Consider the following 16,141-nt stretch of genomic DNA (forward strand, 5'->3'; position numbering starts at 1 on the left):
CATTACTTCTCGTGGGAGCGATCGCTACTAATTCACTGACTTGGCAATTACCCCCAACTGTAACCCAGACGGATAACTACCTTCTTCCTTGATGCGTTTAATTTCCGCATCGCTAATTCGCAATCCTAATTTTTGTGCTAATGACTTGACAATATCACCACGATCAATCACACCACCGACAGCACCAGCAGGTGTCAGTACCGTCATGCGGGGTAATTGTTTATTTTCTAGTTGATTAATTACTTCTGCAATAGAAGTTGACTCAGAAACAGTAGGTATCTCTGTCAAAGGATGAACAATACTGTGGAGAGTTTGCTTTTCCCAGTCGCTTCTTTCCACTAAGCGTAAATCCTCAATAGCCACCATACCTCGATAACGTCCATCAGATGCAGCAAAATAAACCTCTGGTGCTGTAGTCTCCAATAGGTAAGTATCAGCAAAGGAACGTAAAGTTTGATCAGCATCGATGACACGAAAATCACGAGTCATAGCATCGGCGGCTGTCAGCTTCAGCAAAGTTTCTTGTAATGTAGTGATGCGGTCATAAGAATTAGCATTACGAATAGCAAACCAACCTAGTAGAGCAATCCATAAACCCGTGACTAATTCCCTAGTCAAGAAATCTACCACAAATCCCAGAGCGATCGCCAAATATCCTAAAATTTGTCCCGCCTTGGCTGCCCAATGTACTGCTTGAAAGCGGTTCCCAGTGATTTGCCATAAAGCAGCTTTCAAAACTTGACCCCCATCTAAAGGTAGCCCCGGAATCAAGTTAAATAAGGCAACAACAAGGTTAATTCTGGCTAAATCACCCACCATCACGCTGATAGGGCTAGCATCTGGGACAATCACCCCTGCCAATCGTAACAGCAAAAATAAACCAACACTCACCAAAGGCCCAGCGATCGCTACTTGAAACGCCTTCAGAGGAGTTTTCGATTCTTCTTCAATCGCCGCAATCCCACCAAACAAAAATAGAGTAATCGAGTTAACTTTAATTCCTTGCGATCGCGCTGCTAAACTGTGACCTAATTCGTGTAATAATACTGAACCAAACAGCAACAGCGCCATAGTGATCCCAGCACTCCATGCTATTACTGTTCCCCATTCTTGGTAAGCCACACCGAAATTGAGAGTTGCTAGCCCCAGAATGATGAACCATAAAGGGTCTAAAAATAGGGGAATACCAAATAAAGAACCAATTCTCCAATTCGTTTGCATTACATTGTCCTGAAACTAAATATTTTCAGCCGACATAGCAGACACTTTCAGCGTGCTTTTTGTATACAAATTTTCTTTTATTTATGTACTTTAAAGTGTCTAAATCCAAAATTTCTCACCCACAGAGATTATCTAGTCAGCAGTCGTTGGTCAATATCTCCTAGATTTTAGAATAGCAATCCAGCCGATGCGAATATTTAAAAAACAAAAAAATATATTTTTGATTGTAGAGACGTTGCGTGCAACGTCTCTATTGATTCGTTAAGACATGAATAATCAAATCTTAACGTCAGCCAATTTACAGACGACCGATATTAGTTAATCCTAAAACTATGCCAATACCAAGAACATGACCAAAGGCCATTGCACCAATAAAGGCTGGGAGACTAATAGGTAACCCAGGTAACTTCGGGCCGACTTGGGGATATTGAATTCTCGTAGCCAACAGCAGCGCAACTATACTGCTAGCACTAATAATAATTGCGACAGTGGGACTCCACTCAGGTGTTGCGGGTACAGTTGCAGCTGCTGCTAATAAAGTTGATGAAATCAATCTTTTGTCTCCTAATATGAGGTGAAAAGTTAATGTATACCTAGAGAATTATAGAGTTAGTCAGGACACAACCGAAATTCATCCACAAAAATTCGCTCTTTTTTTGTTATCAAATATCTGAAATTTTTATGCGGGTTAAAATTTGCGGTATTACACAACCACAACAGGCAGAAGCGATCGCTGCTTTAGGGGCAACAGCGCTAGGATTTATGTGTGTACCTTCGTCTCCTCGTTACATCAGCGCCGCACAAATCCAGCTAGTAGTGGCAAACTTACCAGTAAACATCGACAAAATCGGAGTCTTTGCCAATACCAGTATCAACGAAATTAGTCACATCGTTCGGGAATCGGGTTTAACTGGTGTTCAGTTACATGGTGATGAAACACCAGAATTTTGCTACCAATTACGGCAATCTCTACCCCAAGTAGAAATTCTCAAAGCCTTAAGAATTCGTCGTGTTGATGACCTACAGCTAGCAGCGATTTACACTCCATGTATAGATACTTTACTGCTGGATGCTTATCATCCCCAAAAATTAGGTGGTACAGGTCAAACCCTAGATTGGCAAATGTTGCAACAATTTGTCCCTACTTGCCCTTGGTTACTAGCTGGGGGACTAACACCAGATAATATTTTAGCAGCCCTCAGCCAAATTCATCCTGATGGGATTGACCTATCTAGTGGTGTAGAAATTAAACCAGGTGATAAAGATTTAGAGAAAGTAGGTTGTTTATTTCAGAAACTAGGCAATCGGTAATTCACAACTCTGAGAAATTTATGAATCAAACATCCATTGCTACTCAGGCTACGGAAGAGATCAAACTGCTGGTATTGGACATAGATGGGACAATTTCAGGGGAATCGAATACTATCAGTCCAACTGTCAAGCAAGCGATCGCCGCCGTGCAAGCACGAGGTATTCATGTAGCGATCGCCACGGGTAGAATGTATCGCTCGGCACTACGCTTTCATCAGGAAATTAACTCTAACTTGCCATTGGTAGCTTATCAAGGAGCCTGGATTCAAGACCCCACTAACCAAAAAATCCATCAGCATCTACCTCTAGCGAGAGAAATTGCCTATGAATTACTAAATTATTTTGAACAACCACAATGGCGATCGCTTTTATCTATCCACTTCTACATCAATGATCAGCTGTATGTGCGAGAAGTCACCAGAGAAACGCAAATTTATGGGCAACGCTCAGGTATTACACCGATTGCTGTAGGTGATTTACGCCAAGTTTTAACCAATGAACCGACAAAAATATTAGCATTATGTGATGACATAGAGGTAATCAACAAACTCTTAGGCAGTTTGCGTCGTCAATATACACCAGCCGAACTTTATCTGACTACATCCGTTGCCACTTTCTTTGAGGCGACTCATGCCACTGTCAACAAAGGTAATGCTGTACGTTACCTAGCAGAAGAATTACTAGGAATCAAAAACACCAACGTGATCACCATTGGTGATAACTTCAATGATGTCGAAATGCTCCAGTATGCCGGCATCGGTATCGCTATGGGTAACGCTCCTCCAGATGTGCAAGCGATCGCCCAATGGGTCGCCCCCAGCGTCGAGGAAGATGGTGTAGCCGTGGCAATTGAAAAATTTCTCCTGGGTTGAAGAAATATTCTGTCAAATTCTTTATCAAAAAGTACAAAAAAACAGGGACTTATCTCCCTTTTTTATTTTGGATATTTTGCCTAACTTTAAATTTAGAACCCGATAAAAAACCCTAAAAATCAGAAAGAACACCGACGACTGGCCGTGTTTCGTCTCGGTGTTCTTGCTGGTTCGCTCCTCACACACCAGATAATATAACCGAGGTAATCTCATGAGTCAATACTTAGTAATAAAAGTTTTTATTGTCTTTTTGTGAGTTTAGGGGTGTAGGGGTATAAACAGTGAACGTTTATTAACTGATAACTGATAACTGTTAACTGGTAACTGATTTGGTAGGGGTGTAGGGGTTTAAGGAAACTAAGATTTTTTCATTGGTTCGATCCTCAGCACTCATCACTCAGCACTCAGCACTCAGCACTCAGCACTCATCACTCAGCACTCAGCACTCAGCACTCATCAATCTCTAAAGTTCCCAAGGTGCAATTACTCCTAATTTTGTCTCTAGCAAAAACCTCAACACTTTTTGCGTGACCATGACCAAGCCCAACCTGACTTGAGCTAGTTCTGGAAAGTTAGTTTTCACCTCACCCCAAATACGACAGTAGCGGTAGAAATCTGCAAAAGCTTGACTCAAGTCTAATCCCAGTTTTTCCCAATTCACCACACCACTATCCGAACACATAAGCTCATCTACTACTCTGACTAACTCAGAAATTAACCTCATCTCATGGGGATGATGGCAGCGTAGTTTGGTATGACTATTTAGCCAAGGGATTGTGTTTACTAATCGCAAATTCCCCAATAATTCACTATTGTCTGGAAGTTGTTTCTCAATTTCAATTAATCCCTCACGAGCAGCTAATAATATCAATGAGCAGCAACGTGCATGAGCGTGAAAAATAGTAAATAAGCGAGATGAATCTACAATTTTTACTCTCCTGTGATTTACACCTAGCTCATTTTCTCCTAAACCTTTGATTGCCAGATGTTGCAACCAAATTGCTAACAAAGAATCTGTGATTGTGATATGAATCGATCCAGGAGATACAATTTGCACAAGAAATATTTCACTAGAAATAGCCCAAAGATGAGAAGCGATAAAATTGCTGACCTCAGTTGTGGCTCGATTATGAGATTTTGATAACATCAGCGCTAGGTCTGAGATATATAAAATTTTTTGGTTATCTCTACCTTTATACAGAGGAATTTTTCTGTTTAATATGCTTTGCTGTTTTAGATGATGGTTGTAATTATCTAGAACAGCTAGTAAGTAACTGTATACTAACTGCTTCAATGCTGTACTTTTACTTACTGATAAGTCATGCTCCACTTAGTCTTTATGAAAATTTTTGTTTCATAAATTACTGATAAGCCTGTCATCTGTCTTTAGATATAATATTATTCTGATCGAAGAAAAATGAGAATAGCATAAAATTTGATAAATATTCGATGAATAATATGTAAACTTTACTACCGTCATTGTACAGTAGAAAGTATAACAAAATAGTAGAGAGTAATTTACCCTCTACTTTTTGGGTGGCTGACGCTGTTAGGCGTTAAGCCTACTTCAACAAATACAAAGACACTCCTTGCACTTTTTATGACGTCTTTGTTTTCAGCCGAACGCTCTTTGTTACCTATGCAATCTCCATCCTCCTTTTCTGAGGCATCACGGCCTTTTTTGACTTGGCAACGAATTCTTGACTGGGCTCAAGAACACTATCGCTGTCGTACTTTCAGCAAAGATGAACGCATTCCAGCCAGACCTGGTTTGCTGTATCTTGTGCAGAGAGGCGCAATCCGCATGGTGGGAACAGCCCAAGTGAGTGCTACTGCCAGTCAACTGACTTCTCGACGCATCAACAGAACTCCAGAAGAAGCTTTCTTGGGTTTTGTCGGCGCAGGACAGCCGTTTGAAATTGTTGCTCAGTCTCCATTTACGCTCCAATCATACGCTCACGTTGATCAAACAGCCGTGCTGTGGATGTATTGGCACGACTTAGATAACTGGCCTCACTTCCGCCGTGAAGTAATGGATGCTTTCAGATATCAACACCAGCGCAAGCTACTATGGCTGAGTGCTTTGGGTCAACGGCGTACAATTGATAGACTCTTAGGATTCCTCACTTTGTTAATTGAGGAATATGGAGAGCCTGCCATGAGCGACACCGATCCCGATGTGATTCGTGGTTATTGTTTGCCTTTCCCTTTGACTCATGCTCAAATTGGTAGTGCGATCGGTTCCACTCGTGTAACTGTCACCCGCTTAATGGGTAAACTGCGTCAACGTGGTTTAATCCTCACGCAAGGGGATAATCTTATTTGTTTGCCAGCAGAGTCAATTAATAGAGCTAGCTAAAGCATCTTTGACTGTTTATTGTTTATAGGGCATCTACGGTTGGGAACTACCACTTTGTCTACAGCAATAGCAAATGTGGGTAAAATTTAGACTTTCAAGCTCCAGTCATCAGTTCCTATCCCCCGATCTCTTAGCAGTAAGTCGTCGCCAGCAACACTCACTTACTGCTCAACTCAATTAAAGATTGTGCAATCGGGCTGTCTTTTAGCAAAGCCTCAATGTTCAATTTATCTAGTCACCGAGACATTTAGGGAGGACGTTAGCGCAGCTTACCGTAAGTATCGCTTCTCGGTCTAGACTAATCTTAAGTCCCTACATTCGCCCCAACGGCAAGGGTCTGGTTGGACATTGAGGAACCCAACTTTGGGTAACAATTCAAAATTACAAATCTAAAATTATTCTGCCTGGAGTCAAGATTAATTACTTGATTCTAATAAAACCTGCTTTCTCTAACAGTTCTTGTCCTGGAGATGACAGTAGCCAATTGGCGTAAGCTTCACCAGCTTGTTGGTCTACCTGACCATTTTGTTTGATAATGACAAATAAATTGCGGGTAATAGGATATTCACCACTACGAAACATTTGAGCATTCAATTGATTACGCTGATTGGGGCATTGAGATGGGGAAATGTATGGTTCCTGGTATGGAGTGATCAATTGCTGACTTGTGCGTCCAATTGCTAAAGACTTAATAGTACATTGGGGTACAACTTCTGGGGCTGAGGCGTAGTAAATTCCCCCAGGGTTGGCAGCTAATTTGCGCAAAGCTTCTGTAGTTGTGCCAATGTAGCTGACATTATTGGCAAAACGCTCCCCTTCCAGCACATTCTGCACAAAAAATTCCACTGTACCGCCGGCTTCTTGATTACGAGAAAAGGGTGTAATAGGTAAATTGGTTCCACCTACTTCACGCCAATTGGTAATCTTGCCAGTGTAGATGTCTTTAAGTTGAGAGACAGTTAAACCAGGAATATTGAGATTGGGATTGACAGCAATAGCAATACCATCAATTGCTACGGGAATTTCTTTGAGAGTAAATCCTTTTTGTTGTGCGGCGGAGTTTTCTTGGGGCTGAACTGAGCGAGAAGATTGAGAAAAAGCTAGTTGATTATCTATCAACATCCGAATACCAGTGCCAGAACCGGGTTTACCAGAGGGGGGTTGGACATAACGTAAGATAAAGCCGGGGCAGCGTTTTTGCAGTTCTGAGTCTACATCTTTGCGAATGGGGGCCCAAGTAGTGCTGTCACCGTAGTTGAATGTTCCTTGGGGTAGGTTTGGCACTTCGCATTTGCCGTTGGACTGATTTTGCGCAATATTATTAGGCTGATTGCTATTTGGCTTTGGTTGCCAGATATCTCTAAAAAACCATAAACCAGCTAATATTAAGCCAATGGGGATAATGCTGGATAATAAAAGTAAAAGTGTTTCGTTTTTTTGAGACATATCTCTCTATTAACGCGAAAAATTTTGTTAAATTATCCGAGATAGTAATTTATAAACGAGACGGAATATTGCTGTAGCTGCGATCGCGATTAAACTGGCAGCAACTGGTAAAACTACAACCTGTGGAAAGGTAATTCCCGGAATAAACAAAAGAATAGCCAAACTAACGCCAGCAATGATTAACAAATCAATTTTTTCGATCCATCGTCTGCTTTGGGCAAATATCAACAATCCTAATATTACAGCTGACAGACTCACAGAAATTATGGGTGATTGGATGAGAGAGGAGGAGGCGATCGCAATAAATGCGCCTTCAAAGCCACTAAACGCCGCACCTGCTAATAATTCCTGAGTGGAGAAAGTTGCTGGAGATTTTCTGGATTTGGCAGGTAGTGAGACTGTTGGGGGTGCTAAGTACTGAGCGATCGCCACTAGTACTTCGTCGGCTGAGGGAAAACGCTCTTTGACAGCAGGTAAGAGCATTTTGTCTAAAATATAAGCCAGATGACGATTGACATTCGCGTGCTGTCGCCAGATCCATTTATTTGTTTGAGGATCAATCAATTTAGTCGGTTCTTCTCCTGTCAAGAGGTTGAGAATAGTTGCAGCTAGCGCGTATAAGTCTGTGGCAGGAAATACTTGATTGCCTGTGATTTGTTCAGGTGCGGCAAAGCCCGGAGTATAGATGCCGGTGGAAGAACCAGCACCAACAGCCGAGACAGTTGTGACTTGTTTAACTGCACCAAAATCGAGTAGTACGAGTTTGCCATCCCGACGACGCATAATGTTAGAAGGTTTGATGTCTCGGTGAATGATGTGTTTATCGTGGATAAATTTGAGGATGGGGAGAATTTCTTGCAGTAAATCTATGGCTTGCTGTTCGGAAAATTTACCTTTTTGGGCTAATTCTGCTTCTAAGTTTTGCCCATCAATGTATTCTTGTACCAAGTAAAAAAACTGGTCTTCTTGTCCTGGTTGAGAGTTGGTAACTGTCATGGGAAAATAGGCGAATAAATTGGGAATTTGTTCGTGTTCTTCGCCTATGTAAGCTAATACTTCTGCTTCTCTTTCAAACAGTTTTTCGGCAATTTCTCTTTGTTCTGGTGTTAAATTGCCGACAGGTTGGAACTGCTTCACTACACAGGAACGCATTCCAGGAATCCGGCGATCGCGTGCTAGGAATGCAGAACCAAAACCACCTCTACCCAATAACTTGTTTGGTACGTAGCGACCATCTAACATCAGAGGCATACCACAACTGATGCAGTATTTCTGCTGTGCGGTTCTTAATGTGGCGATGTCATCTAAATCGGAAAAATGATTTTGTGGACTGGGACAACGTGGACGAGTACAGTAGACTTCCATGTTTGTTTTTAGTCATTAGCCATTAGTCACCAGACAAAAGTTATTGACTCTTACAGGTTAGATAGTTGCTTGCCGATGCCAGGCGACACGCCACCTCTCAAGTCAAGCCACTGCGTTGCTTTGGTTGACAAAGTTGTAGCAAGTGGCGTGGGAAACTTGCCCACGGATTTGGCTCAGAAACGCACTATCTTACTGTTCCCGAATTTCTCACGAAATTTATCAAACCGAAGTCCAGAGGCTGTAGGGGCGGGTTTACGAGATATTTATGAATGATTGAAGCATATTTGTGAACCCGCCCCTACCATTTTGTGAGAAATGCAGGTGTTGACTGTTGACAAAGGATTAGTCTTCGTCGCCAGCATTGGGTAATGCTGCATCCAGTGCATTTACCACTATCCTTTTTTGTTCTAATTTTAACACATCTTGATTCCAGTCAGGTGTAGCAAATTGGGGCAAAATTTCTTGACTAAAAGCTTCTGCGGCCTTTGATCTATAACGATTGGGGTTATAAATCAACCACAAAGTTCGCTTGACAACTACACCTTCAATAGGAGTGCGATGTAGCACACTCATTTGCAGTTCTTTAGCTATGGCGGAGGTAGAAACAAAGGCTGCACCTAAACCAGATTGCACAGCATTTTTAATGGCTTCAATGGAATTTAATTCCATTTCGATTTTAAATCGTCGAGTATCAATTTCACAGCGAGCTAGTACTTGGTCAATGACTTTGCGAATTGTGGATTGTGAATCTAGAGCAATGAATTGCAGTTTATATAAATCTTCTTTTTGAATGGTTTCCAGTTTGGTAAAAGGATGGAAGACGGGCAAAATCAGAGCTAATTCATCCTCTGCATAGGGGATAATTTCTAGAGATTCTGCTAATTCTCCAGGGATTTCGCCACCAATGATGGCTAAATCTACCTGTCCATTAGCGACACTCCAAGCAGTGCGGCGAGTCGAGTGGACGTGTAGTTGGACTGCGACATCGGGGTATTTTTGGCGAAACATCCCAATCATCCTGGGCAAAAGGTATGTACCAGTAGTTTGCGAAGCGCCGACAATTAAAGTACCGCCTTGGAGATTTTGTAAATCTTCAATAGCGCGGCAAGTTTCTTGGCACAGACTGAGGATTTTTTCCCCATAGCTTAACAGTAGATGCCCTGCTTCAGTTAATTGAGCGCGCCGTCCGCCACGGTCAAATAGAGGTACATCCAACTGCCGTTCTAAATTTTGCACTTGCAAACTCACAGCAGGTTGGGAGACATAAAGACTATCAGCAGCGCGCTTGAAGCTCCCTTCTACAGCGATCGCTTTGAGAATACGTAGTTGATCTAAAGTGAAAGGAAGGTCAGACATAAGGCTCAACCTACAAACATGGAAAGGAGCAGCGTTAGTAACAAATCAATGGTCAATGAGACAAAAAGCATGAAAAATCTGGGAAATTGGGTAAGTCCTAAATTTTTAGATGAAGTCTCCTGTTGAATACTTTGTGGTATTGGTGGTATGGAATTAACTTTTCTTTAAATTACTTCACCTGTGTCTATGATGCTGAATCCTTGGTTGACTCCGAGTCATTTTGTCATGCTGGGGTTACAATTATCCTTTGCGATCGCCCATAGTGGTGGAGCAGCTTTGCGACCTTGGGCAGAAAAGTACATTGGGCCAAGGCTTTATCGCATTATTTTTGCATTAATCAGTCTACCGTTGGCTGGCATACTAATTATTTACTTTTTTAATCATCGCTACGATGGCTGGCAACTCTGGCAGGTACAAGGTGTACCAGGTATAAAAGCGCTAGTTTGGGTGTTGTCAGCGATTTCATTTTTGTTTTTGTATCCTGCCACCTTCAATCTACTAGAAATTGCTGCCATTCAAAAGCCCCAAGTACATTTGTATGAAACAGGAATTATCCGCATCACTCGCCATCCCCAGATGGTAGGGCAGATAATTTGGTGTGTAGCCCATACTTTGTGGCTAGGGACTAGCTTTACCTTGGTGACTTCTGTGGGGTTGATTTTGCACCATTTATTTGGGGTTTGGCATGGCGATCGCCGTCTATTGTCGCGTTACGGCGATGCTTTTGTCATGGTCAAACAACGCACATCAATTATCCCTTTTCTGGCAGTTCTGGATGGCCGCCAATCTATCAAATGGATAGAGTTTATTCGTCCTGCTTATTTAGGAGTTGCTGTTTTTGTCGCTTTACTTTGGTGGGCGCACCCCCTGTTGTTTGTCGCCACCAGTAGGTTAAGGTGGTAGTTTTACATGATCCCCGCTATCAAAAGAAAATACTAACTTAGTGAAAATTCCTACTTATCAAGTGCTACCAAATCAATGTAGGATGAATTGAAACAGCTGTTAGTGGGGGTATGCTCATTTATTTGGATATTTTCATGGTCGTTAAGTTGCCAAGCAGTCAACTCTCCTCGGAAGAATAAGACACAGCAGTCAAGATATTCTCTCCAGTAGAATAAATATCAGAGGCAAAAAGCCTGAAAGCAGTCTTTAATGTCTAGTGACTTTCTGGTTCAGAGTCAAAAGCAATGTTGAAATATAGCTGCCATAAGACATTAACTAGCTTGCTAACTTCTTTTGCTGATAGCTAGTTTGATAGTAAAACCCTATAATTCTAGAGGCATCATGGTGTTGTCGGTTAGTGAGCGGACATTTACTCAAGAAGTTTTAGAATCTCCAGTTCCAGTTTTAGTTAATTTTGAAGCGCCTTGGTGTGGCTTGTGTCGCATTATCCACCCACTGCTATTACAGTTCCAATCTCAATGCGGCGAACACATAAAACTAGTGGGGATTAACGCTGACGACAATTTCAAGCTGTCTAACACTTATCGCTTAAAATCATTACCCACATTACTTCTGATTGAAAATGGGGTTGTGCGCCATCGTTTAGAAGGTTTTCGTGGCCGGGATGACTTGCGTCTGGCGTTAGAAGAAATCAGACTTACCTACAGTACCCGTTCTAAAGTCTACAGTGGCGCTAAAACGGCAGAGTGGGAATGTCGGACAGCATGATTGGGGATGGGGGATCAGGGTTCGGGGATTGGGTAAAATTTTTGCCCGGTTTCCATGCACCAATACCTGCTTCCTGCTACTCAAATCTAAAACCATGCTTAATACCCCGTCTAATTGTTATTAGGCGGGGTATTTTATCCTCTAGGGTGTGTGTCACAATTATTAACAGTTCCGACGCGGACAGTCGCCTGCGGTGGTAGCCGTACACAGCGCTGTCCTCAGTTAGTCAAGAATCCTAAAAGTAAGCGTCAGTGATGGAAGTAATTTATCAATATGCTTGGCTGATTCCGGTTTTGCCACTTCTAGGGGCAATGCTGGTCGGTCTAGGCTTAATTTCCGTAAATCAGACGACAAACCACCTGCGCCAGCTGAATGCTGTGTTGATCATTTCCCTCATGGGCGCAGCAATGGGTCTGTCGTTTGCCTTGCTGTGGAGTCAAATCCAAGGACACGCCCCATATCTCCGCACTCTAGAATGGGCAGCAGCAGGCAATTTCCATCTGAGCATGGGTTACACGATTGACAACCTGACATCTCTGATGCTGGTGATTGTCACAACTGTAGCTTTTTTAGTCATGGTTTACACTGATGGCTACATGGCTCATGATCCAGGATACGTAAGATTTTATGCCTATCTCAGCTTGTTTGGCTCCTCGATGTTGGGTCTGGTTGTTAGCCCCAACCTAGTCCAGGTCTATATCTTCTGGGAACTAGTGGGGATGTGTTCTTACTTGCTGGTAGGCTTTTGGTACGATCGCAAGTCAGCAGCAGATGCTTGTCAAAAGGCATTTGTCACCAACCGCGTTGGGGACTTTGGTCTACTATTGGGCATCCTGGGCTTGTATTGGGCAACAGGCAGCTTCGATTTTGGCATAATGGGCGATCGCCTAGCCGATTTGGTACAGACTGGTTCTGTGAGCAATTTCCTCGCCATTCTGCTGGCAATCCTCGTGTTTCTGGGCCCAGTGGCTAAATCAGCCCAATTTCCCCTCCATGTCTGGCTACCAGACGCGATGGAAGGACCCACCCCCATTTCAGCCTTAATCCACGCGGCAACAATGGTGGCAGCTGGTGTCTTCTTGATCGCGCGGATGTACCCTGTGTTTGAACACGTTCCAGCTGCAATGAACGTGATTGCCTTCACAGGAGCATTTACAGCATTTTTGGGCGCGACTATTGCCATTACCCAAAATGACATCAAAAAGGGCTTGGCTTACTCCACCATCTCCCAATTGGGTTACATGGTGATGGCAATGGGAGTCGGCGCTTATAGTGCTGGCTTGTTTCACCTGATGACTCACGCCTATTTCAAGGCGATGCTGTTCTTGGGTTCTGGTTCTGTGATTCATGGCATGGAAGGAGTCGTCGGCCATGATCCCGCCTTGGCCCAAGATATGCGCTTAATGGGCGGACTGCGGAAGTATATGCCCGTGACGGGATTGACCTTTTTGATTGGTTGCTTGGCAATTTCTGGTATCCCTCCCTTTGCCGGTTTCTGGTCAAAAGATGAAATTCTCGGTGCAGCCTATGCAGCTAACCCATTTTTGTGGTTAGTGGGCTGGTTGACGGCTGGAATCACTGCTTTTTATATGTTTAGAATGTATTTCTCGACATTTGAAGGCAAATTCCGGGGTACTGACCAGAAAATCAAGGATAAACTCAAGCAAGCTGCCACCATCGTCTTGGAAATAGAGTCAGAAGAACCCGTACCAACTTTTGGCCCTGGGGCGATGAAAAAAGGCGAACTAGAGGCAACTGGGGATCATCATGGTTCTCATGGTCATCATAGCGATTCACCTCATGAGTCACCTTGGACAATGACCTTGCCATTGCTAGTTTTAGCTGTACCTTCAATTTTGATTGGGTTAACAGGCACACCGTACAACAATTACTTTGAACGGTTCATTTTTTCGCCCACAGAAAGTTTGGCTGAAGTTCTAGAAAAAGCGGCTGAGTTCGACCCCAATGAGTTTTACGTCATGGCGGGTGGTTCAGTGGGTATTTCCTTGATTGGCATTACCTTGGCTTCTTTGATGTACTTACAGCGTAAAATTGACCCAGCTGCGATCGCATCTAAAATCAAGCCACTCTACGAACTATCTCTCAACAAGTGGTACTTCGATGACATTTACCATCGTGTATTTGTCCTTGGGTTACGCCGCCTCGCTAGACAGGTCATGGAAGTTGATTTCCGCGTTGTCGATGGTGCTGTTAACTTGACAGGTTTCTTCACCCTCGTTAGTGGCGAAGGTCTGAAATACCTGGAAAATGGTCGTGTTCAATTCTATGCCTTAATTGTTTTTGGGGCTGTTTTGGGCTTAGTCATATTCTTTGGTGTCACCTGATTTTAATAGGGGTGGGCAGGTGTCCACCCCTAAGTTTTTTCAGAGTCTAATTTAGACTCTTTTTTTTTGGCTTGAATTCTTCAGCAGTATTTAGTGTTGAGGTTTTATGGTTTTTACTTCCAGTAAAATAAGAGGTACTGTACTAGAGAGTTTAGGTACTCACTATGACCCTTGAACAGCTTGAAGCTGAAGTTCTTGCACTTCCAAAAGATTCTCAAGTGATTTTATTAGCAAGATTACTGGAAAGGTTAGGTCAAGAAAGTGCGATCAATCAAGAAATCGCTGCTAGTTGGACGGAAGAAGCCCAAAAGCGTGATGAAACTATGAATACTAATCAAATTACTGGTATTCTTGCTGAAGAAGTGTTTCAACGAGTTCGTGCTTCTTTACAATGACAAGAATTGTATTTCATCCATTGGCAGAGCAAGAACTGGTTGATGCCGCAAATTATTACGAGGAACAAAATCAGGGACTAGGGTTAGAATACTTGGCAGAAGTAGAAGGTGCAGTCAATCTCCTCATGCGTTATCCCTCTGCTGGTGTGGTGGTTCGAGGAGCTGTTCGTCAGTTGATTCTGCCTAAATTTCCTTATTTACTCCTGTACCGTGTTGTTGATGATGATTTAATTCGGATTCTAGCCATAGCACATCACAAACGTAAGCCTGTGTACTGGATTGATCGAGAATAGAATTCAGAAATCAATTAGTAGGGGATTTAAACCCCCTAAATTTTGTTAAATATTCAAGTCTTTTTTTACATCATCTGGCGGTTCAAATACAATCTCAAAACCTCCATTGGGAATAGTTCGACGCAAAAATCTTAAGTGGTCGTCTGCATCTTGGCGGTTAGCAAAACGGGCGACGGTGTGAGATTTCGGCACTGATTTTTCTTTGTTTGTTTAAGTCTTCCGGTATTGGCAGCTTAATACTAAGAATATCTGATGCCGAAACTCTAGGAAGTGAAGTACCACTCTGTAATGGCACAACTTGATTAAGAGTAATTTGACTTAAAAGAAGTGCTTGTAAAAAAACAGGGTCTACTTTTTGTTTGTTAGGTCGAAGTACAACTGCTTCACCTGAACAGACACCATCAAATTCAGCTAACCAGACTTTGTTCAGATATGGCCGCATACGCCCGAAGAGTATGTCACCAAGTTCAAATTTTGGTGATGAACTCAAAACTTCCTCTCCTTTAACTGGGAAAAAATCTACTAATTCACCAGTATTTGAAGCAATATTACCTAGCCCAATATAATTAATATTTTCATTTACATACTCATCTACTGGAGTAACACGTTGATTAACTTGCCTAACAACTTCTTTAAGTAAAACTGGTTTAATAAATCCAAAATTCATTTCTTGCAAAGTAACTACCGCTTCAAAATCAAATCGACCGCCAGCAATAGAATTAATTGATTTTACAGATCGATTTTGACTTTGAAGTTTAGTAAGGTCGATTCCTAATTCTCCTAAAATATACTGATCAATTGTTCTATACAATTGTTCTGCTTCAGATAATTTATTCTGTCGTCTAGCATAAGTATTCTGCATTATTTGAGCAATGCAATCTTGAATAATACTAGATGGAAGGGGAATACGAAGTGAATGAATAGAAGGCTTATCAATATAAGATACAGCATTATTGGGAATCTGAAGTTTACGAATTTGACTTTTTAAAATTTCGCTCTCAAGCATTACAGCAACATATAAAGGATTATGAGGAGGCTTGACTTGAAATCGGAAAATAGTTCCATTAACTATTGTTTTTGAAGCAACTTCACGAGCAATAAATGCCACTGATTTATTCGAGGCAATTGACGCTCCTTTGACAGCTAAGATTACATCATACTTTTTGAGTCTTGCTCGCTTATGACGATAATATTCCTCTGGAACTTTTAGTGATTGCTCAAAGTCTATTTGTAGGTTATCACGCATATCAGTAACACGAACATAAGTTATAGGATGTGTTGATAAATAAACATCCCCCGGAGTGAGGATGCCATACGAATCGTCCTGAATAATGTCACCTAGAGGCACTAGCTCAAACTTTTTTGACCAAATATCAAAGAAAGATAATTGCTCAAAAGCGTGATATCCATGATCCCAACGATGACCTATAATCATCGGTGATTTAGTTATCCAACTTCTATTCATTTCTCCTTAAAACACCTAGCAGTTTTGCAAAATCATTGATTC

At 42.1% G+C, this 16,141-nt stretch carries 16 protein-coding genes; 8 read left to right on the forward strand and 8 right to left on the reverse strand.

Annotated elements, in window-relative coordinates:
- Positions 1–27: 27 nt before the first annotated feature.
- Both FD725_RS21670 and psaK read right to left on the reverse strand, forming a co-directional pair.
- Complete coding sequence (locus FD725_RS21670; protein WP_179050060.1) at positions 28–1,221, reverse strand: site-2 protease family protein; 1,194 nt, start codon at positions 1,219–1,221, stop codon at positions 28–30.
- A gap of 298 nt (positions 1,222–1,519) precedes the next feature.
- A complete protein-coding gene (gene psaK, locus FD725_RS21675; RefSeq protein ID WP_179050061.1) occupies positions 1,520–1,774 on the reverse strand; it encodes a photosystem I reaction center subunit PsaK in 255 nt (84 codons plus the stop codon).
- Positions 1,775–1,902: 128 nt separating this feature from the next.
- Here psaK and FD725_RS21680 point away from each other — a divergent pair, with 128 nt between their 5' ends.
- The gene (locus FD725_RS21680) at positions 1,903–2,532 is read left to right on the forward strand and encodes a phosphoribosylanthranilate isomerase (RefSeq protein ID WP_179050062.1); all 630 of its coding nucleotides are present in this window, start codon (positions 1,903–1,905) and stop codon (positions 2,530–2,532) included.
- 20 nt (positions 2,533–2,552) lie between these two features.
- Positions 2,553–3,404: a Cof-type HAD-IIB family hydrolase gene (locus tag FD725_RS21685; RefSeq protein WP_179050063.1), complete on the forward strand. Its 852-nt coding sequence runs from the start codon at positions 2,553–2,555 to the stop codon at positions 3,402–3,404.
- A gap of 463 nt (positions 3,405–3,867) precedes the next feature.
- Here FD725_RS21685 and FD725_RS21690 read toward each other — a convergent pair whose 3' ends face one another.
- The gene (locus tag FD725_RS21690; protein ID WP_256871691.1) at positions 3,868–4,698 is read right to left on the reverse strand and encodes a glutamate acetyltransferase; all 831 of its coding nucleotides are present in this window, start codon (positions 4,696–4,698) and stop codon (positions 3,868–3,870) included.
- Between the two features lie 306 nt (positions 4,699–5,004).
- Here FD725_RS21690 and FD725_RS21695 point away from each other — a divergent pair, with 306 nt between their 5' ends.
- A complete protein-coding gene (locus tag FD725_RS21695; RefSeq protein WP_179050065.1) occupies positions 5,005–5,763 on the forward strand; it encodes a Crp/Fnr family transcriptional regulator in 759 nt (252 codons plus the stop codon).
- Between the two features lie 420 nt (positions 5,764–6,183).
- Here the strand turns inward: FD725_RS21695 and FD725_RS21700 are convergent, their stop codons facing one another.
- The 3 genes from FD725_RS21700 to FD725_RS21710 all read right to left on the reverse strand — a co-directional run bounded on the left by FD725_RS21700 (position 6,184) and on the right by FD725_RS21710 (position 9,930).
- Positions 6,184–7,209, reverse strand: a complete 1,026-nt coding sequence (locus tag FD725_RS21700) for a PstS family phosphate ABC transporter substrate-binding protein (RefSeq protein ID WP_179050066.1) — start codon at positions 7,207–7,209, stop codon at positions 6,184–6,186.
- A 27-nt stretch (positions 7,210–7,236) separates the two neighbouring features.
- Positions 7,237–8,574, reverse strand: a complete 1,338-nt coding sequence (locus FD725_RS21705) for a serine/threonine-protein kinase (protein WP_179050067.1) — start codon at positions 8,572–8,574, stop codon at positions 7,237–7,239.
- A gap of 342 nt (positions 8,575–8,916) precedes the next feature.
- The gene (locus tag FD725_RS21710; protein WP_179050068.1) at positions 8,917–9,930 is read right to left on the reverse strand and encodes a LysR family transcriptional regulator; all 1,014 of its coding nucleotides are present in this window, start codon (positions 9,928–9,930) and stop codon (positions 8,917–8,919) included.
- 186 nt (positions 9,931–10,116) lie between these two features.
- On the opposite strand from FD725_RS21710, the gene FD725_RS21715 reads away from it, so the two are divergent.
- From FD725_RS21715 to FD725_RS21735, 5 genes are all read left to right on the forward strand, one after another.
- Positions 10,117–10,833, forward strand: coding sequence for an NnrU family protein (locus FD725_RS21715; RefSeq protein ID WP_179050069.1), 717 nt, complete (start codon positions 10,117–10,119; stop codon positions 10,831–10,833).
- A gap of 381 nt (positions 10,834–11,214) precedes the next feature.
- Positions 11,215–11,601: a co-chaperone YbbN gene (locus FD725_RS21720; RefSeq protein ID WP_179050070.1), complete on the forward strand. Its 387-nt coding sequence runs from the start codon at positions 11,215–11,217 to the stop codon at positions 11,599–11,601.
- 254 nt (positions 11,602–11,855) lie between these two features.
- Positions 11,856–13,946: an NAD(P)H-quinone oxidoreductase subunit 5 gene (locus FD725_RS21725; RefSeq protein ID WP_179050071.1), complete on the forward strand. Its 2,091-nt coding sequence runs from the start codon at positions 11,856–11,858 to the stop codon at positions 13,944–13,946.
- Between the two features lie 164 nt (positions 13,947–14,110).
- Positions 14,111–14,341, forward strand: coding sequence for an addiction module protein (locus FD725_RS21730; RefSeq protein WP_179050072.1), 231 nt, complete (start codon positions 14,111–14,113; stop codon positions 14,339–14,341).
- The gene (locus FD725_RS21735) at positions 14,338–14,634 is read left to right on the forward strand and encodes a type II toxin-antitoxin system RelE/ParE family toxin (RefSeq protein ID WP_179050073.1); all 297 of its coding nucleotides are present in this window, start codon (positions 14,338–14,340) and stop codon (positions 14,632–14,634) included. Before FD725_RS21730 ends, FD725_RS21735 begins: the two co-directional genes overlap by 4 nt.
- Before the next feature lie 45 nt (positions 14,635–14,679).
- Here FD725_RS21735 and FD725_RS21740 read toward each other — a convergent pair whose 3' ends face one another.
- Positions 14,680–14,826 carry a hypothetical protein gene (locus tag FD725_RS21740; RefSeq protein ID WP_179050074.1) on the reverse strand — a complete coding sequence of 49 codons (147 nt, stop codon included), beginning with the start codon at positions 14,824–14,826 and terminating at the stop codon, positions 14,680–14,682.
- Positions 14,792–16,099 (reverse strand): restriction endonuclease subunit S, encoded by a 1,308-nt coding sequence (locus FD725_RS21745; RefSeq protein ID WP_179050075.1) that lies wholly within the window; start codon positions 16,097–16,099, stop codon positions 14,792–14,794. The genes FD725_RS21740 and FD725_RS21745 overlap by 35 nt, the downstream gene beginning before the upstream one ends.
- Positions 16,100–16,141 lie beyond the last annotated feature (42 nt).

Source organism: Nostoc sp. TCL26-01 (genome assembly GCF_013393945.1).
Taxonomy (GTDB): Bacteria; Cyanobacteriota; Cyanobacteriia; order Cyanobacteriales; family Nostocaceae; genus Trichormus.

What these genes read in the sequence shown, in the direction of transcription:
- FD725_RS21670 (WP_179050060.1), bottom strand. Translation starts at nt 1,221, where the DNA reads ATGCAAACGAATTGGAGAATTGGTTCTTTATTTGGTATTCCCCTATTT.
- FD725_RS21680 (WP_179050062.1), top strand. Translation starts at nt 1,903, where the DNA reads ATGCGGGTTAAAATTTGCGGTATTACACAACCACAACAGGCAGAAGCG.
- FD725_RS21685 (WP_179050063.1), top strand. Translation starts at nt 2,553, where the DNA reads ATGAATCAAACATCCATTGCTACTCAGGCTACGGAAGAGATCAAACTG.
- FD725_RS21695 (WP_179050065.1), top strand. Translation starts at nt 5,005, where the DNA reads ATGACGTCTTTGTTTTCAGCCGAACGCTCTTTGTTACCTATGCAATCT.
- FD725_RS21700 (WP_179050066.1), bottom strand. Translation starts at nt 7,209, where the DNA reads ATGTCTCAAAAAAACGAAACACTTTTACTTTTATTATCCAGCATTATC.
- FD725_RS21705 (WP_179050067.1), bottom strand. Translation starts at nt 8,574, where the DNA reads ATGGAAGTCTACTGTACTCGTCCACGTTGTCCCAGTCCACAAAATCAT.
- FD725_RS21710 (WP_179050068.1), bottom strand. Translation starts at nt 9,930, where the DNA reads ATGTCTGACCTTCCTTTCACTTTAGATCAACTACGTATTCTCAAAGCG.
- FD725_RS21715 (WP_179050069.1), top strand. Translation starts at nt 10,117, where the DNA reads ATGATGCTGAATCCTTGGTTGACTCCGAGTCATTTTGTCATGCTGGGG.
- FD725_RS21720 (WP_179050070.1), top strand. Translation starts at nt 11,215, where the DNA reads ATGGTGTTGTCGGTTAGTGAGCGGACATTTACTCAAGAAGTTTTAGAA.
- FD725_RS21725 (WP_179050071.1), top strand. Translation starts at nt 11,856, where the DNA reads ATGGAAGTAATTTATCAATATGCTTGGCTGATTCCGGTTTTGCCACTT.
- FD725_RS21730 (WP_179050072.1), top strand. Translation starts at nt 14,111, where the DNA reads ATGACCCTTGAACAGCTTGAAGCTGAAGTTCTTGCACTTCCAAAAGAT.
- FD725_RS21735 (WP_179050073.1), top strand. Translation starts at nt 14,338, where the DNA reads ATGACAAGAATTGTATTTCATCCATTGGCAGAGCAAGAACTGGTTGAT.
- FD725_RS21745 (WP_179050075.1), bottom strand. Translation starts at nt 16,099, where the DNA reads ATGAATAGAAGTTGGATAACTAAATCACCGATGATTATAGGTCATCGT.